The 15,267-nt window shown below is 67.0% G+C and carries 14 protein-coding genes; 11 read left to right on the top strand and 3 right to left on the bottom strand.

Going from position 1 to position 15,267, the window contains the following annotated elements:
- Positions 1-165 precede the first annotated feature (165 nt).
- Positions 166-630 carry a MarR family winged helix-turn-helix transcriptional regulator gene (locus ABV606_RS03550; protein WP_353988369.1) on the top strand — a complete coding sequence of 155 codons (465 nt, stop codon included), beginning with the start codon at positions 166-168 and terminating at the stop codon, positions 628-630.
- A 193-nt stretch (positions 631-823) separates the two neighbouring features.
- Positions 824-1,795, top strand: a complete 972-nt coding sequence (locus tag ABV606_RS03545; RefSeq protein ID WP_353988368.1) for an IS481 family transposase — start codon at positions 824-826, stop codon at positions 1,793-1,795.
- Here ABV606_RS03545 and ABV606_RS03540 read toward each other — a convergent pair.
- From ABV606_RS03540 to ABV606_RS03530, 3 genes are all read right to left on the bottom strand, one after another.
- Complete coding sequence (locus ABV606_RS03540; protein ID WP_353988367.1) at positions 1,792-1,986, bottom strand: hypothetical protein; 195 nt, start codon at positions 1,984-1,986, stop codon at positions 1,792-1,794. The two genes, ABV606_RS03545 and ABV606_RS03540, sit on opposite strands and share 4 nt — an antisense overlap.
- A gap of 26 nt (positions 1,987-2,012) precedes the next feature.
- Positions 2,013-3,782 (bottom strand): glycerol-3-phosphate dehydrogenase/oxidase, encoded by a 1,770-nt coding sequence (locus ABV606_RS03535; protein WP_353988366.1) that lies wholly within the window; start codon positions 3,780-3,782, stop codon positions 2,013-2,015.
- A gap of 135 nt (positions 3,783-3,917) precedes the next feature.
- Positions 3,918-4,871, bottom strand: a complete 954-nt coding sequence (locus ABV606_RS03530; protein ID WP_353988365.1) for a sugar-binding transcriptional regulator — start codon at positions 4,869-4,871, stop codon at positions 3,918-3,920.
- Positions 4,872-5,151: 280 nt separating this feature from the next.
- Here ABV606_RS03530 and ABV606_RS03525 point away from each other — a divergent pair, with 280 nt between their 5' ends.
- The 9 genes from ABV606_RS03525 (at position 5,152) to glpK (ending at position 15,255) form a co-directional block, all read left to right on the top strand.
- Positions 5,152-6,318 carry a TRAP transporter substrate-binding protein gene (locus ABV606_RS03525; RefSeq protein WP_353988364.1) on the top strand — a complete coding sequence of 389 codons (1,167 nt, stop codon included), beginning with the start codon at positions 5,152-5,154 and terminating at the stop codon, positions 6,316-6,318.
- 45 nt (positions 6,319-6,363) lie between these two features.
- Positions 6,364-6,903: a TRAP transporter small permease gene (locus ABV606_RS03520; RefSeq protein WP_353988363.1), complete on the top strand. Its 540-nt coding sequence runs from the start codon at positions 6,364-6,366 to the stop codon at positions 6,901-6,903.
- A gap of 31 nt (positions 6,904-6,934) precedes the next feature.
- Positions 6,935-8,347 carry a TRAP transporter large permease gene (locus tag ABV606_RS03515; RefSeq protein WP_353988362.1) on the top strand — a complete coding sequence of 471 codons (1,413 nt, stop codon included), beginning with the start codon at positions 6,935-6,937 and terminating at the stop codon, positions 8,345-8,347.
- Positions 8,348-8,408: 61 nt separating this feature from the next.
- A complete protein-coding gene (locus ABV606_RS03510) occupies positions 8,409-9,164 on the top strand; it encodes an SDR family oxidoreductase (RefSeq protein ID WP_353988361.1) in 756 nt (251 codons plus the stop codon).
- A gap of 97 nt (positions 9,165-9,261) precedes the next feature.
- Positions 9,262-9,705: a MaoC family dehydratase gene (locus ABV606_RS03505; protein WP_281489256.1), complete on the top strand. Its 444-nt coding sequence runs from the start codon at positions 9,262-9,264 to the stop codon at positions 9,703-9,705.
- Positions 9,706-9,736: 31 nt separating this feature from the next.
- Positions 9,737-11,356 carry an AMP-binding protein gene (locus ABV606_RS03500; protein WP_353988360.1) on the top strand — a complete coding sequence of 540 codons (1,620 nt, stop codon included), beginning with the start codon at positions 9,737-9,739 and terminating at the stop codon, positions 11,354-11,356.
- A complete protein-coding gene (locus ABV606_RS03495; protein WP_353988359.1) occupies positions 11,353-12,792 on the top strand; it encodes a carboxyl transferase domain-containing protein in 1,440 nt (479 codons plus the stop codon). The genes ABV606_RS03500 and ABV606_RS03495 overlap by 4 nt, the downstream gene beginning before the upstream one ends.
- Position 12,793: 1 nt before the next feature.
- On the top strand, positions 12,794-13,696 hold the full coding sequence (locus ABV606_RS03490) for an alpha/beta fold hydrolase (RefSeq protein ID WP_353988358.1): 903 nt from the start codon (positions 12,794-12,796) through the stop codon (positions 13,694-13,696).
- Positions 13,693-15,255: a glycerol kinase GlpK gene (glpK, locus tag ABV606_RS03485; protein ID WP_353988357.1), complete on the top strand. Its 1,563-nt coding sequence runs from the start codon at positions 13,693-13,695 to the stop codon at positions 15,253-15,255. Before ABV606_RS03490 ends, glpK begins: the two co-directional genes overlap by 4 nt.
- Positions 15,256-15,267: the final 12 nt, after the last annotated feature.

The following is a 15,267-nucleotide window of genomic DNA, read 5'->3' as shown; positions in this document are numbered from 1 at the left end:
GGCACGGCTTGTCATGCGTCGGGGGCAGCGGCGGCTCATTGAAGGGACCGAGCTGAGCCGGGCCCATCACGGGTCGGAACGTGCCGTTCAGGATCGCCCACCACGGCCGACGCTCTCGCTTCGCCATTACTGCCTCTCGCGCAAACGATTAGTACACTAACGATTATGGCAGGCGACCTCCTCTCGCTCGACCGCCAGGTGTGCTTCGCGCTGGCGGTCGCTTCGCGGAACGTCATCGGCCTGTATCGACCATTGCTCGAGCCATTGGGGCTCACGCACCCGCAGTACCTGGTGATGCTGGCGCTGTGGGAACGCAGCCCTCGCCGGGTGCGCGATATCGGCGAGGCGCTCTACCTGGAGCCGGCGACTCTCTCGCCCCTGTTGAAGCGTCTCGAGTCTGCCGGCCTCATCACCCGGGGTCGAAACGCTGAGGATGAGCGCGCGCTCGATGTCGAGCTCACAGACGCCGGCCGGGCACTCAAGACAGAGGCGGAGCGGGTGCCGCCCGCGATCATCGAACAGCTGGGGGTGGACGTCTCAGAACTCGAAGAGCTTCGCGACCGACTGGTTCACTTGCTGAATGCGGCAGCGCCGGGCGGCGCCAGGGGGAGCGTCAGCGCCATCGCGTGACAGTGTCACGCGCGAGCGAGTGAATCCGCTAGTCGGTCGCCGCTCCTCGGCTGCTCTTGCCTGCGACGCGGCTGTTCAGCGGGCTAGGTGTAACTCCCACGGAGGTTGTGAACAGCGTGGCGTGATCTAACGGGGCGAGGGCCTCCGGTTCGATGTGGGTTACCACACTCGCATCGGCAACACGGAGACCCTCGTGACCCACGCTAACGCGCCCCTGTCCGAAACTGGCCGACTACGGCTGGCGAAGCTCGTCGTCGATCATCACTGGCCGCTGCGCCGGGCCGCGGATCGGTTCAGCTGCTCCGCATCGACGGTGAAGAAATGGGCCGACCGGTATCGGGCAGCGGGCCCGGCAGGCATGCGGGATCTGTCCTCACGGCCGTTGACCTGCCCGAACCAGACCCCGCGACGCACCGAGCGGCGGATCATCGCCCTGCGGTTCACCCGCCGCTGGGGACCGCACCGGATCGCCCATCACCTGCAGCTCAACCGGTCGACGGTGGAGAAGGTCCTCAACCGCTTCCGGATGCCCAAGCTGTCCCACCTCGATCAGGCGACCGGGCTGCCGGTGCGCCGCCCGAAACCGGTCCGCTACGAACATCCCAACCCCGGCGATCTGGTGCACGTGGACATCAAGAAACTCGGCCGCATCCCCGACGGCGGCGGCCACCGGGTCCTCGGCCGGGAAGCTGGTCGGAAGAACAACCCGCGCACCGGTCGCGGCTACTCATTCCTGCACCACGCAGTCGACGACCACAGCCGCCTCGCCTACTCCGAGATCTTGGACGACGAAAAGAAGGAAACCGCTGCCGCGTTCTGGAAACGCGCAAATGCGTTCTTCACCGCCCACGGCATCACCGTGCTCCGTGTCCTCACCGACAACGGCTCCTGCTACCGCTCCCACGCGTTCCGCGACGCGCTCGGGCCGACCATCAAGCACAAGTGGACAAGGCCCTACCGGCCGCAGACCAACGGCAAGGTCGAGCGCTTCAACCGCACCCTCGCCGCCGAATGGGCCTACGCCAAGCCCTATCCCAGCGACGAAGCCAGGGCCGCTGACTACGGCACCCGGCTCCATCACTACAATCACCACAGACCCCACAGCGGGATCGGCGGACACTCACCCATCGACCGCGTTCATAACGTCAGTGGGAGTTACAGCTAGGCGCCCAGTCGGCGCTTGATCTCGTCAGAGTTCTTGGCGACGGTGCCGATCGCGATGGCGAGGGTGCACACCCAGACGATCCAGTGCAACGCCAGGCGCCAATCGCGGGGCCCCTTGCGTGTCTGCTGGATGGTTCCCCACCCGCTGAACATCGCACTCAAGACACTGGTGCTGAGCAGATACTTGCGCACTCGACCTCCTCGACTGGCTTCCTACGCTAGCTGGAAGCGGTCGAAGACGACACCTTGGCGTCGGTGCTCTCCGTCAGGGCGTCAGTCGAGCGGCTCGGATGCCGTGACGCCAGTTCGTCGAACGTTCGGCGCACCTCTTCCGCGCGTCGTTCGTCATCCCAGCCGAGAGCACCTCCGACGACCTCGGCCAGCTCTTCAAGGGCCTCTTGCGAAGCCCGGCCGGTGAAGGCGATCGACGTGCGTCGAAGCACGACATCGGCGAGCCTGACGACCGACTCCGCAGTAGCGATCCAGCGGATCTCGCCCCGCGAGTAGTCCTCGAGGATTGCCAGTGCCTGATCGTCTTGCGCGATCACGGCTGCTGCTTCTGCAGCCCGAGTGCCGTAGCGCTCGAAGAGCGTCCGCATGGTCGCGATCGGAAGACCTTGCGAGTGCTCCGCGAGCCACCTGTCCTGCTCGCGCAGTGCCGGGTAGCCCTTGCCTCCGCCGATCGGGAGGTCGGTCGTCGACACGGTCCGTTGCACACCCACCTCGGTGAGCACGGTGTCGGCGAGGTGCTCGCTGACTGCTCGGAAGGTGGTCCACTTTCCGCCCACGAGCGATACGAGGCGAGTGCCCCGCGGTGAGCGGTCGCGTTCGATGCGGTAGTCGCGAGAGATGAAGCCGGGCGCGGCGTCTCCCTCGCTGGGAAGGGGACGAACTCCTGAGAAGGTGTGCACGATCTGATCGCGGCGCACCTCGATGTCGGGGAACACATGGTGCACGAGATCGAGGAAGTACACGATCTCCTCCTCGGAGATGACCGTGTCGAGCTCGCCCCGCGCATGGATGTCGGAAGTCCCGATGAGCACGCGGCCGGCGAGCGGGTAGATCAGCACGATGCGGCCGTCGGCGTGCTCGAAGAACACCTCGCGCCCACCGCAGGCTTCGAGGAGATCAGGGTTGTCGACCACGATATGCGAGCCCTTCGTCCCGCCCATCCAGTGGGTGGGACGTCCGAGCGCGGCGTTTGTCATGTCGGTCCACGGACCGGTCGCATTCACCACCAGTCCAGGGCGCACGGCCGCTTCCTCGCCCGTCGTGCGGTCACGCAGCAGGATGCCGTCTTCGTTCTCGCCGATGACCTCCGTGTAGTTCAGGCTCTCGGCGTTACCGGTCGCGAGCGCGTCGACCAGGAGTTCCAGGGCGAGGCGCTCGGGGTCGGCGATCGACGCGTCGAAGTACGCGGCCGTGTACTTGACATCGGGGTTGAGCCGCGGCATCGCCTCCAGCGACTTCCGGCGCCCATGAAACTTGTGCCGCGGCACCCGGCCGCCGTCCCTCGAATAGAGGTCGTAGAGGATCAGCCCGACTTTGACCAGCAGAGCGCCTCGCTCCGCCGGGCGACCGCTGCGTCGGTGACGGATCAGTCGCAGGGGGGCGCTGATGAGACCCGACCACGTGCTGAACAGCGGCACCACGGTCTCCAGCGGGCGAACGCGGTGCGGGGCGAGACGAAGCAGCCGATTGCGCTCGCGCACCGACTCCTGCACCAGCCGGAACTCGCCATTCTCCAGGTACCGGATGCCGCCGTGGATCATGTGCGAGGAGGCCGCCGAGGCGCCGGAGCAGTAGTCGTTGCGCTCGACGAGCACCGCGTTGATGCCCTGCAGTGCGAGCTCGCGCAGCGTGGCGATGCCATTGATGCCGCCACCGACGATGAGCACGCTCTCGGCGCCGCCCTCGCGCAGTCGTCGTTGTGCTGCTTGCATCCGCTCGGCCATGAAAATTCCGCTCCCCTTCTGGCGGCGCGTCATCGTGCCGCTCCGGATCATCATGGGAGGCGCGTGCACGCAAGTTCAAGCCGAGTGAACGAACGTGCAGTGGTTGCACGAATGCTCGCCGACCGGCCGGTTCTTGAAGCCGGTTTCGGAGTCGGTTGGGGAGTTCGGTCAGTTCAGGAGCTCTCGCGCGAACCAGGTGGCCGTCGGCTCGTCGATCACGATGTCGGAGACGAGGCCGGCCTCAAGTGCGCCTCGAAGGGCAAGGAGCCGCCCTCTGCCGGCAACGACGCAGATGCGGCGCGGCACCTTGCGCAGCGTCTCGAAGTCGGGTCCGGTCGAGCGGGCGTTGAGCGGAATCCCATCAGAGGTGCCATCGGCCCTGAAGAACACCGTCGCGATGTCACCGACGACACCCGCCTGCGCGAGTCCCGCGTAGTCGTCCCGATCCAGATAGTCGGCGCGGTACACCTTGCCTGGCACCTGGGAGCGAGGCGATCCGATGCCGAAGAGCGCGATATCGAGTTGCCGCTGCAGCTCGAGCACCCGTCGCACACTGCGCTCCTTCCACATCGCGGCCTTGGTTGCGGGATTGTCGAAGAAAGCCGGAACCGGGAAGTGCTCACTCTCGGAGCCGAACGCTCGTGCGAAGCGTCGTAGGATCTCGCCCGCCACTTCGACGCCGCTCGCGGCGCTGCTCGCTGCGCCGTTGAGCTGGACGACCTTGGTGCGAGTGAGGTCCTTTGGCGCCAGGTGCCGGCTCACCGCCGTGAGAGTGGAGCCCCAGGCGATGCCGAGCGACATCCCCGATTCGAAGTGCTGCCCGAGCAGCCTGGCGGTGCCCGCGGCAACGCGATCGAGCACATCCACGTCGCTGAGCTGCCGCGGCACGGGCACGAGGTGCGCCGTGACGCCGAAGCGCCGCGCGATCGTGTTCAGGACGTGCGGGTTTTGGTCGCTCGGCAGCTCGACCTCGATCTTCACGATGCCCAGCTGCCGGGCGCGCGCGAGCATCCGCGACACCGTCGAGCGCGAGGTGTTCAGGTCTCGGGCGATGGCGTCCATGGTGAGTTCCTGCACGTAGTACAGGTGGGCCGCGCGATGCAGTTCGTGCGTCGACTCCATGCTGTCCAAGCGATCTTCCCCTCTGAACGGCCGTGCATCCTCCGTGCACGATATCGCGGACGGCAGCTGGACCGCGCATTCTCCGCCGCGCCGCAGCGGCAGATTCCCGGGCGCTCTCTGCCCGCGGCGTGCACGTTTTCTCACCCAACTTGATCGCGCGTTCATTGACTTGCATAGTGAGTCACCGATGAGACAGCCCGTGTTCATCGGCGGGCACACAGCAGACGGCCGCAGTCACCTGACCTGGAGACTGCGCCATCAACGACGATGGGAGAACGACATGGGCACAAGCGAGCACTCGCAGCCCGTCACGCACTTCAAGCGGCGCGCCGCGTCCGCGATCGCGATCGCCTCTGGCGCGGCCCTCGCGCTCGCGGCGTGCGCGCCGAGCGGCGGCAGCGGCGACGCCACTGACGGCGAGAGCAAGCCGGTGACGCTCAGCGTCGCGAGCTTCCTCATCGACGGCACGCCGAACGCCGACATGGTGCACTGGTGGATGGACTACGTCGAGGAGGAGAGCGGCGGCAGCATCACGTTCGACTACTTCGCCAACGAGTCGCTCTGCCCGGGTGGCGAGATCGTGCAGTGCGTCAGCGACGGCCGCGCCGACTTGGGCGTAACCGTGCCGAGCTACACGCCTGACAAGTTCCCGCTGCAGAACCTGAGCGCGCTTCCGTTCATGACCGACGACAACGCGGCCATGATGCGCGCCTTCTACACCCTCGGCCAGGAGAGCGAGGCATTCGCAGACGAGAGCGCGCGCATCGGGCTCAAGGCGCTCGGCTACTGGCCCGCCGGTGCGTCGCTGTTCGGCTCCAAGAAGCCGCTCGAGTCGATCGACGACCTCGAGGGCATCAGGATCCGCGCCGTCGGCGATGGCCTGCTCTCGGCGATGGAGGCCGTCGGCGCCTCGCCCGTCGCCCTCACCGCCGGCGAGATGTACGAGGGCGTCGAGCGCGGTGTCATCGACGCGGTCGCGAACAACATCGACGCACCCATCTCGTACAAGCTCACCGAGGTGCTCGACCACTGGACCGACACGGGCTACGGGCACTACATCACCATCGGGCTCTGGATCTCGCAGTCGGTGTACGACTCGCTCTCGCCTGAACAGCGGGCCGTGATCGACGACGCCGAGGAGAAGCTCAACACGGGTGTCGGCATCGAGGCATTCGCGGAGACCGCTGCCACGCAGTGCGACTACATGATCGAGCAGGAGAACGTGCAACTCGTGCGCTGGTCTGACGACAAGATCGCCGACTTCAAGCGCGTGACCGGTACCAAGGCGAAGGATGCCTGGGTCAAGGCCGCCGAGGACTCGGGCGTAGCCGAAGCATCCGAGGTGCTCGAGCGCTACGAGGAACTGCTCGCTGAGTACGGCTCGGACGAGGCGCACCGCGTCGCGCCCCTCGCCGATTGCGCCGAGCGGTTCGCAGCCGAGCGCTGACACTGAACGCGGCTGGGCAACAGGTCTGAAAGACAAGGTTCAACGATGAAAATCCTCGACACGGTCTCGAGCAAGGTGTCGTCCGTCGCAGCGGTACTCGCGACGCTGTGCACCCTGCTGCTCGCGCTCGCCATCACCGCTGACGTACTGGCGCGCTTTTTCACGGGGCGAAGTCTCGTCGGCATGGTCGAGCTCTCCGAGACCCTGCTGGTGTCGATGGTGTTCCTGGGGCTCTCGTACTGCGGGTACCTTGGCGCACACATCTCGATGAACCTCGTCACCTTGGCGCTGCCCAGCCGCGTCGCCGCGGCGGCCCGCGTGGTCGCCGCGGTGCTCGTCACAGGGCTCCTCATCTGGATGTTCTGGGCGACCGCCGGCCGAGCGATCGACTCGTTCACCTCGGGCGAGTTCAAGTTCGGTCTAGCGCACTGGCCGCTCTGGCCGGCGCGCACCGCGATCGCCGTCGGCATCCTCGTCACGATTCCGGTCTTCCTGTTGACGCTGTGGGGCAATGCGCTCGCCATGCTCGGCAAGGAGTCCGCACTCACCCCGCAGACCGACGACCCGACCAAGGTCGCGGTCTGAGCGCCCCGGACACGGGAAATACGGAGCACCGATGATCATCGACACTTCACTCATCATCGTCATCGTCTTGGCGGCGCTGTTCATAATGCTCGCCCTCGAGACACCAGTGGCGTTCGCACTCGGGCTTTCAGGAGCCCTCGGCCTCGTGCTGCTGCACAACTTCGGCTATGCCACCAACGTGCTGGGCTCAGTGCCATTCACGGCTTCTTCGAGCTTCACTCTGACGATGATCCCCATGTTCATCCTGATGGGCACGCTGGCGGTGAAAGCCCGAATAGCGGAGCATGTCTTCGCGATCGCCAACCGGGTGTTCCGCAAGCTCCCGGGCGGCCTCGGCTGCGCCACCGTGATGGCCTGCGCCGGCTTCGCTGCGGTCTCGGGCTCGAGCGTGGCCACGGCGGCCACCATGTCGCAGATGGCCGTCGGCGAGATGCGAAAGTACGGCTACCCCGCCCACTTCGCGACGGGCATCGTCGCGGTCGCCGGCACCCTCGGCGTCATGATCCCGCCGAGCATCATCCTCGTGCTCTACGCGGTGCTCGCCAGCGAGTCGCCGGCAGCGCTTCTGGCGGCGGGCATCGTGCCTGGCCTGCTCTCTGCACTCGCCTACATCATCTACATCATGTCGGTGGCCCGCCGCGTCATCGTGCAGCCCGCGGATACCCTCGACAGCGCGCTTGAGAACGCTGCGACCGGCCAACCGAGCGACAGCGGCACCGCTCTGAAGCTCGAGGTGAAGACGGAGACTCGCGTCAAGCCGGCCTTGCCGCCGCTGCGCCAGTTGCCGTGGCGGGGACTCGTGCGCATCGGCATCCTCTTCCTCATCGTCATGGGCGGGCTCTACTCGGGCTTCGTCACGCCTACCGAGTCGGCGGCCATCGGTGCACTTGCGGCCCTCGCGATCATGTTCATCGAGCTTCGTCGCGACGGTATGGGGCGCATTCGCTCGACCGCCATCACCGCGCTCAAGGAGTCCGCGGTCTCCACGACGAGCGTGTTCGCGATCGTCGTCGGCTCGACTGTGCTCTCGACGTTCTTCGTCGCGTCGCGAGTACCGCACCGGCTCACCGAGTGGGTGACGTCGCTCGATGTCCCGGCCTGGATGATCGTGATGATCCTGTTGCTCATCCTCATCCCCATGGGCATGGCGCTCGAGTCGATCTCCATCCTGGTGATCACGGTGCCCCTGATGCACCCGATCGTGACCGGGCTCGGGTTCGACGGCATCTGGTTCGGCATCCTCGTGGTCAAGCTCATCGAGATCGGTCTGGTCACCCCTCCCGTCGGCGTGAGCTGCTTCGTGGTGGCCGGCACGACCGGAGTGCCTGCACAGACGGTGTTCCGCGGCATCCTGCCTCTCGTGCTCGTCGAGCTCGCCGTCGTGGCGGTGCTCTTCGCCTGGCCCGACCTGGTGCTGTTCCTTCCTTCGCTCGTCGTCCAGTAGCAGTTCACCTCGCGCACTGACGAGCCACCGCGCCGAAACCCCTCGTCCCTTAAGGAGAAGTATGTCTACCGACAGCAGCCCCCGTTCCGACCTCCGGTTCGACTTCAGCGGTCGCAGGGTGATCCACACGGGTTCGGCCCAGGGCATCGGCCGCGCAACTGTCGAGCGCTTCCTCGCGGATGGCGCGACGGTCGTCGCGGTCGACCTCGACACCTCCGCGCTCACCGAACTGGCGGAGCGGAGCGACGGGGCTCTGCACCTGATCGACGGTGACGTCGCGGATCCTGAGACCGCGGCTCGCGCCGTCGCAGCGCTCGACGGCGAGGTCGACATCCTCATCAACAACGCCGGCGTGCTGCGCGACCGCATCCACTGGAAGCTCACGGACGATGACTGGACGCGTGTGCTCGACGTGCACCTGCGGGGAACGTTCAACTTCATCCGTGCCTGCACGCCGGCGATGAGGAAGGCCGGTTACGGCCGGATCATCAACACCACGTCGTACGCCGGCATCCGCGGCAACTTCGGCCAGGCGAACTACTCCGCTGCGAAGGCGGGCATCATCGGCCTCACGAAGGCCGTCGCGAAGGAGGTCGCGGCGTTCGGCGTCACGGTCAACGCGATCAGCCCGAACGCGCAGACCGCCATGATCGATTCGATTCCGGAGGAGCGTCGCGAGGAGATCCGCAAGGAGGTGCCGATGCAGCGCTTCTCGAGCACCGACGAGGTGGTGCCCGCCATCGCCTTCCTCGCCTCGGCCGAAGCCGGCTACATCACGGGCGTGGTCGTGCCGGTGGATGGCGGCATCTCGATCTAGTCGCCTCGATCTCGTCGCCCCGACCGGTCGACGCATCCAGCGGCACGGCGCCGGCCGCTCAACCGGTGCCACCACCATCTATCGAAGGAAGACAGCAATGGAACTCACCCTCGAACAGGTTCGCAACGCGGACCAGCTCGACCTCGGCACCAGCGAGTGGTTCACCGTCACGCAGGAGCTCATCAACAAGTTCAGTGAGCTCACCACGGATGACCAGTGGATCCACGTCGATGTCGAGCGCGCTGCAAAGGGCCCCTTCGGAGCGACGATCGCTCACGGCTACCTGGTCGTGTCACTGATCTCTCAGTTCCTCGACGAGCTGCTCGTCATCACCGACCGCTCGCTCACCGTGAACTACGGCATCGACCGGCTGCGCTTCACCGGCCCGGTTCGCGCCGGCGCGCGCATTCGCATGCACATGACTATTGCTCGCACGCGCGTGAAGGGCGATGCTGCCATTGCAGAGCTCGACCTGCGTCTCGAAGCCGAAGGCGAAGAGAAGCCCGTGCTCGTGGGCACCGCGCTCTTCCGTTTCAGCTGAACCGTTCCACAACACCGAGAAGGGGTCATCGATGCTCACGGCTACCGGTGCCGATTTCAGTCTTCGCGCTGAGCTCATTCTGCCAACGCTCCTGCGCTCGCGCGCGGGCGAGACGCCTGATGCCGTGTTCGCGCGTGAGATCGGTGGCCCCTCGCGGACGTACGCCGAGATGCACGATGGGGCGCTGGCGCACGGCGCCTACTTCCAGCAACTCGGGATCGCCCGTGAGGAGGTCGTGGCGACCTTCCTGCCCGCTTCGATCCGCGCCCTGGAGATCTGGCTCGGGCTGTCGTGGGCGGGCGCGATCGAAGCCGCACTCAACACGGGGTATCGCCACCAGTTGCTCGCCGATGTGCTGAACGACACGCGCGCGACCGTCGTGGTCACGACGTCCGACTTCGTTCCGCGCCTCGTGGAGGTCGCCGGGTTGCTCGAGCACGTCGACCGCCTCGTGCTGATCGATGTCGACGAGCGCGACATCCCGTCGTCGCCCGTGGACGGCTGGGCGATGCTTCCGGGCGCTGATGCCGGAGCCACGGCCTTCGATGTGTCGTCGTTCAAGGAGCCGCGGCTCGAGGACACCAGCTGCGTGCTCTACACCTCGGGAACCACAGGACCCTCGAAGGGTGTCGTCATTCCCTGGGCGCAGATGCTCGAGAGCGGCCGAACGATCATCCCGGTCGAGCACATGGATGCCGACGACGTCTTCTACTGCCCGTACGCCCCCTGTCACATCACGGGCAAGGCGTACTTCTACAGCATGCTGCTCGTCGGCGGCGGCTATGTCGTCAAGCAGCAGTTCCGCACCTCGGACTTCTGGCCCGAAGTGGTCGAGTACGGCTGCACGACGACCCTGTTGCAGGGGGCCATGGCGCACTTCCTGCTCAACCAGTCCCCGAGCCCTCTCGAGCAGAACAACCCTCTCGACAAGGTGATCGTCGCGCCGGTCATCGCCGAGGTGCAGGAGCTCGAGCGACGCTTCGGCGTGCGAGTGGGAACCGTGTACAACATGACCGAGCTGAGCTGCCCGCTCGTGTCCGACGGATGGGTCAACGACGGCATCGGAAGCTGCGGCACCGTGCGCGAGGGAGTGACCGTGAGGCTGGTCGACGACCTGGACCGCGAGGTGCCCGTCGGTGAGATCGGCGAACTCGTGGTGCGGCACGACGACCCGTGGACGATGTCGACCGGATATCTGCGACGGCCCGAGGCGACCGTGCAGGCGAACCGCAACAACTGGTTCCACACGGGCGACACCTTCTATCGCGACGAGCACGACCGCTACTTCTTCGTGGACCGCAAGAAGGATGCGATCCGCCGTCGCGGCGAGAACATCTCCTCTGCCGAGGTCGAGCGCGAAGTGCGGCCATTCCCGGGTGTGAAGGAGGTGGCGGCTGTCGCTGCGGAATCCGAGTTCGGTGAAGACGAGGTGCGTCTGATCATCGTCGAGGAGCCCGGCATCTCGATCGACCCCGCTGAACTGCACGAGTTCCTGAAGACTCGGATGGCGGCGTACATGCTGCCGCGCTACATCGACATCGTTGACAGCATCCCGAAGACCGAGACGCAGAAGATTCAGAAGAACCTGCTGCGCAAGCTGCCGATCTCCGACGCCACGTGGGAAGCGCCGCAGCGCCGGGCCTCGAAATGAGCGACGCCGCGCTGGGCTCGAAGGCCGCCGAGCTCTGGGCTGCATATCCGAAGACCCTTGCAGCAGCGCGCAAGCGACGGGGCCGCAGGGATGCCGTCGAGGTGGGGGTCGAGTCATTCGACGGCTTGGATGCCGTCGTCGCCAGGCTCGACTTCGACTTCCTCGGAGGCTCGATGGGGCGCGACCATGGCGACGCCATCGTGGCCGCGCTGGATCGAGCAACACGCGACAACCTGCCCTTCGTCTCGATCGTGCGGTCGGGCGGCGCCCGGATGCAGGAGGGCTTCGACGCGCTCTTCCAGATGGCCCGCACCTCCGGTGCCATGGCGCGTGCACGGAAGGCCGGCGTGCCGACCATCTCGTGGCTGCGCCACCCGACGACAGGCGGAGTGCACGCCTCATACGCCTCGGCCTCGGATGTGCTGCTCGCCGACCGGGGAGCGACGCTCGGATTCGCCGGTCCGCGAGTCATGCATGCGCTCGCTGGCGTCTTCCCGATGAAGGGAAGCCATACCGCCGAGCAGTACTTCGCCGACGGGCTCATCGATGAACTCGTCGACGAGAGCACGGCGCTGTCACGCATCGGGGTATGGCTTCGGCTCGCGCACCCCGCCGCCCGCGTCATGCCGACGCCTGCAGAGATGCCCGAGGAGTCGACCCGTCGATTGACGGGCTGGGACGCCCTTCGCTGCGCCCGCGACGACTCACGGCCGACGGCGCGACAGGTGGCCTCCGAAGTGTTTGACACCGTCGCCGAACTCGGCGGCGCGCGCACGGGCACGAATGACGACGTGATGTTCGCTGCGCTCGCGTCGCTCGGCGGCGCGCCGGTCGTCGTGATCGGAACAGACCGCAACGCTGTCGGCCCGAATGGCTACCGCGGAGCTCCCACTGCGGCGGGGTTCCGCAAGGCCCAGCGCGCGATCGATCTCGCATCGCGCTGGAAGCTGCCCATCGTCACCCTCATCGACACGCGGGGGGCGGATGCCTCGACCCCGTCCGATCGCGCGGGGCTCGCGAACGCGATCGCGGAGACGGCCGTCGCGCTCATGGAGGCGACCGTGCCGACGGTGGCCGCCGTCGTGGGAGAAGGCGGGTCCGGAGGGGCCATGGCCCTCGCGGTGTGCGACCGTCTGCTGATGCAGGACGACGCCGTATTCGAGGTCATCGCCCCGGAGGGGGCTGCGGCCATCCTGTTCAAGGATCCGGGTCTCGCCGCGGATGTCGCCGATCAGCTCGGCCTCGGCGCTGCCGAACTGCGTACCCGCGGCTACTCCGACCACACGCTGAGCGGACCGAGTTTCGCGGGTGCCGCGGAGTCGAACGGTGTGCTGCGACAGGCGCTGACGTCGCAGCTGGCCCTGCTCAGCAGGCAGAGCGCCGATGAACGCGGCGCGGCGCGCCACCGCCGATACGGTGCGAGTGAAGGGAACTGACGTGTCAGATGCGATGACGCTCGAGCAGCTGCAAGCCATCACGGATGCCGCGGGCGGCGAGTACTGGCAAGGCCGCGGCATCCGGATGAACTATGTGCTGTCGGCGCCCGGTCCACGCGGAACAGTGGCCCTGATACCCGGCCTCGGCATGCAGCGCATCGAGTGGACAGCAGAGTTCGTCTCAGCGCTGCAGCGCCTGGGGTACCGCACGCTGCTGGCAGACAACCGCGACAACGGGGCGACGGAGTTCGTGGACCCCGAGGCCATGGAGTACGAGCTCACCGATCTCGCCGACGACTGGATCGGACTCGTCGAATCGCTTGAACTCGGCCCCGTGCACGTGGTCGGCATCTCGATGGGCGGCATGCTCGCGCAGCACTTCGCATTGCGAGCGCCCCACCTGACTCGCTCGCTCGTGTCGCTGATGTCGACCACGGGCAGGAGAGGGGTCGGGAGACCGAGCACCGAGGCCAAGTGGATCTTCAAGGAGCCCTTCACCGAGGGCGGCTATGAGGATTGGCTTCGGTACTGCTTGGCGCACCACGCGTCGATCGCCGGCGCCCGCTACGTCGATGAAGCCCGCGCGAGTCTGCTCGCTCAGGCGACCTGGGCGAGGGGAGTGGACCCGAGCGGCACTGCTCGCCAGCTCGGCGCCATCCAGCGCGACGGCGACCGAAGCGAGCGGCTCGGCGGCATCGTCGTGCCGACGCTCGTGGTGCACGGAAGCGACGATCCCATGATCGACGCCTCCGGCGGCCACGACACCAGCGCCGCGATCCCGGGCTCGGTGCTGCGCATCGCCGAGGGGCTGGGGCATACCGTCCCCGTCGAACTCGCTGACGAACTCGCCTCGATGCTCGACGACCACTTCAGCACGAGCGAACTGGAGGAGAAGAGCGCATGAGCCCGACGAGCGGCGCACGTCCGACGACAGCCGATCACATCCTCGCCATCGACCAGGGCACCACCAGCACCCGTGCGATCGTGTTCGATTCCAGGGGAGTGCCGCGCGGGTCGTCGCAACTCGAACACCGCCAGCTGTTCCCCGCGCCGGGCTGGGTGGAGCACGACGCTGCGGAGATCTGGCGCAACGCGCAGTCGGTCATCGAGGGCGCGATGCGCCAGGCGGGGGTCGCAGCGGAGTCGATCGCGGCCGTCGGCATCACCAACCAGCGCGAGACCGTGGTGCTGTGGGATCGTGCGACTGGCGAACCCGTCGCGAATGCCATTGTCTGGCAGGACACGCGCACGCAGGCCATCGTCGACCGGCTCGCTGAAGGCCACGGCATCAATCGGTACACGGAGGCGACCGGTCTGCCGCTGTCCACCTACTTCTCCGCCACCAAGATCCTGTGGCTCTTCGAGCAGCACCCCGAACTGCGGGAGCGCGCCGAACGGGGCGAGGTGCTGTTCGGAACCACCGACAGCTGGCTGCTGTGGAACCTCACCGGCGGCGCTGGCGGCGGAGTGCACGCGACCGACGTCACGAACGCGAGCCGCACGCTCCTCATGGATCTGCGGACCCTCGACTGGGATGCCACGATCCTTGGTGAGCTCGGCATCCCACGCGCGATGCTTCCCGAGATCCGCAGTTCCTCCGAGACCTACGGCGAAGTCGCGTCGGGCTCCCCCCTCGACGGCGTGCCGGTCGCGGGCATCCTCGGCGATCAGCAGGCCGCCACGTTCGGCCAGGCGGCGTTCTCGCGCGGCGAGGTGAAGAACACCTACGGCACCGGCAACTTCCTCATCGTGAACACCGGCACAGAAATCGTGCGCTCGAAGCATGGCCTCATCACGACGGTCGCCTACCAGTTGGGGGAGCAACCGGCGGCATACGCGCTCGAGGGCTCGATCGCGGTGACGGGTTCGCTCGTGCAGTGGCTACGAGACAACCTCGGGCTGATCAGCAGTTCGGCTGAGGTCGAGCAGCTCGCGGCGAGCGTGGAGGACAACGGCGGCGTGCAGATCGTCCCCGCCTTCAGCGGCCTCTTCGCGCCCCACTGGCGCCCAGACGCTCGCGGCGTGATCGTGGGTCTCACCCGATACGCGACCAAGGCGCACTTCGCACGCGCCGCGCTGGAGTCGACCGCCCTGCAGACCTGGGAGGTGCTCGAAGCTGCGGATGCCGATGCTGATGCGCCCCTCGAGGAGCTTCGCGTCGACGGCGGCATGACGGCGAACTCGCTGCTGATGCAGTTCCAGTCCGATCTCCTCGGCGTTCCGGTCGTGCGGCCTAAGGTGACCGAGACGACGGCGCTCGGGGCGGCGTACGCGGCCGGGCTCGCCGTTGGCCTGTGGTCGGGGCTGGATGAGCTTCGCGAGCACTGGCAGGAGGACGCACGATGGGAGCCACGGATGCCCGTCGAGGAGCGCGACCGGCGCCGTCGGGTCTGGCGGAAGGCCGTCGAGCGCACCCTCGATTGGGTCGACGACGACACGAGTGCCGCGCTCCCGCGCGGCTGAGCAATTCGCCCT

The organism is Ruicaihuangia caeni (assembly GCF_040536845.1).
GTDB classification, from domain to species: domain Bacteria; phylum Actinomycetota; class Actinomycetes; order Actinomycetales; family Microbacteriaceae; genus Ruicaihuangia; species Ruicaihuangia caeni.
This window is presented reverse-complemented; position numbering and strand designations above follow the sequence as displayed.

Coding starts and splice junctions, on each gene's coding strand:
- ABV606_RS03550 (WP_353988369.1), top strand. CDS start 166: ATGGCAGGCGACCTCCTCTCGCTCGACCGCCAGGTGTGCTTCGCGCTG.
- ABV606_RS03520 (WP_353988363.1), top strand. CDS start 6,364: ATGAAAATCCTCGACACGGTCTCGAGCAAGGTGTCGTCCGTCGCAGCG.
- ABV606_RS03525 (WP_353988364.1), top strand. CDS start 5,152: ATGGGCACAAGCGAGCACTCGCAGCCCGTCACGCACTTCAAGCGGCGC.
- ABV606_RS03515 (WP_353988362.1), top strand. CDS start 6,935: ATGATCATCGACACTTCACTCATCATCGTCATCGTCTTGGCGGCGCTG.
- ABV606_RS03535 (WP_353988366.1), bottom strand. CDS start 3,782: ATGACGCGCCGCCAGAAGGGGAGCGGAATTTTCATGGCCGAGCGGATG.
- glpK (WP_353988357.1), top strand. CDS start 13,693: ATGAGCCCGACGAGCGGCGCACGTCCGACGACAGCCGATCACATCCTC.
- ABV606_RS03510 (WP_353988361.1), top strand. CDS start 8,409: ATGTCTACCGACAGCAGCCCCCGTTCCGACCTCCGGTTCGACTTCAGC.
- ABV606_RS03530 (WP_353988365.1), bottom strand. CDS start 4,871: ATGGAGTCGACGCACGAACTGCATCGCGCGGCCCACCTGTACTACGTG.
- ABV606_RS03495 (WP_353988359.1), top strand. CDS start 11,353: ATGAGCGACGCCGCGCTGGGCTCGAAGGCCGCCGAGCTCTGGGCTGCA.
- ABV606_RS03500 (WP_353988360.1), top strand. CDS start 9,737: ATGCTCACGGCTACCGGTGCCGATTTCAGTCTTCGCGCTGAGCTCATT.
- ABV606_RS03505 (WP_281489256.1), top strand. CDS start 9,262: ATGGAACTCACCCTCGAACAGGTTCGCAACGCGGACCAGCTCGACCTC.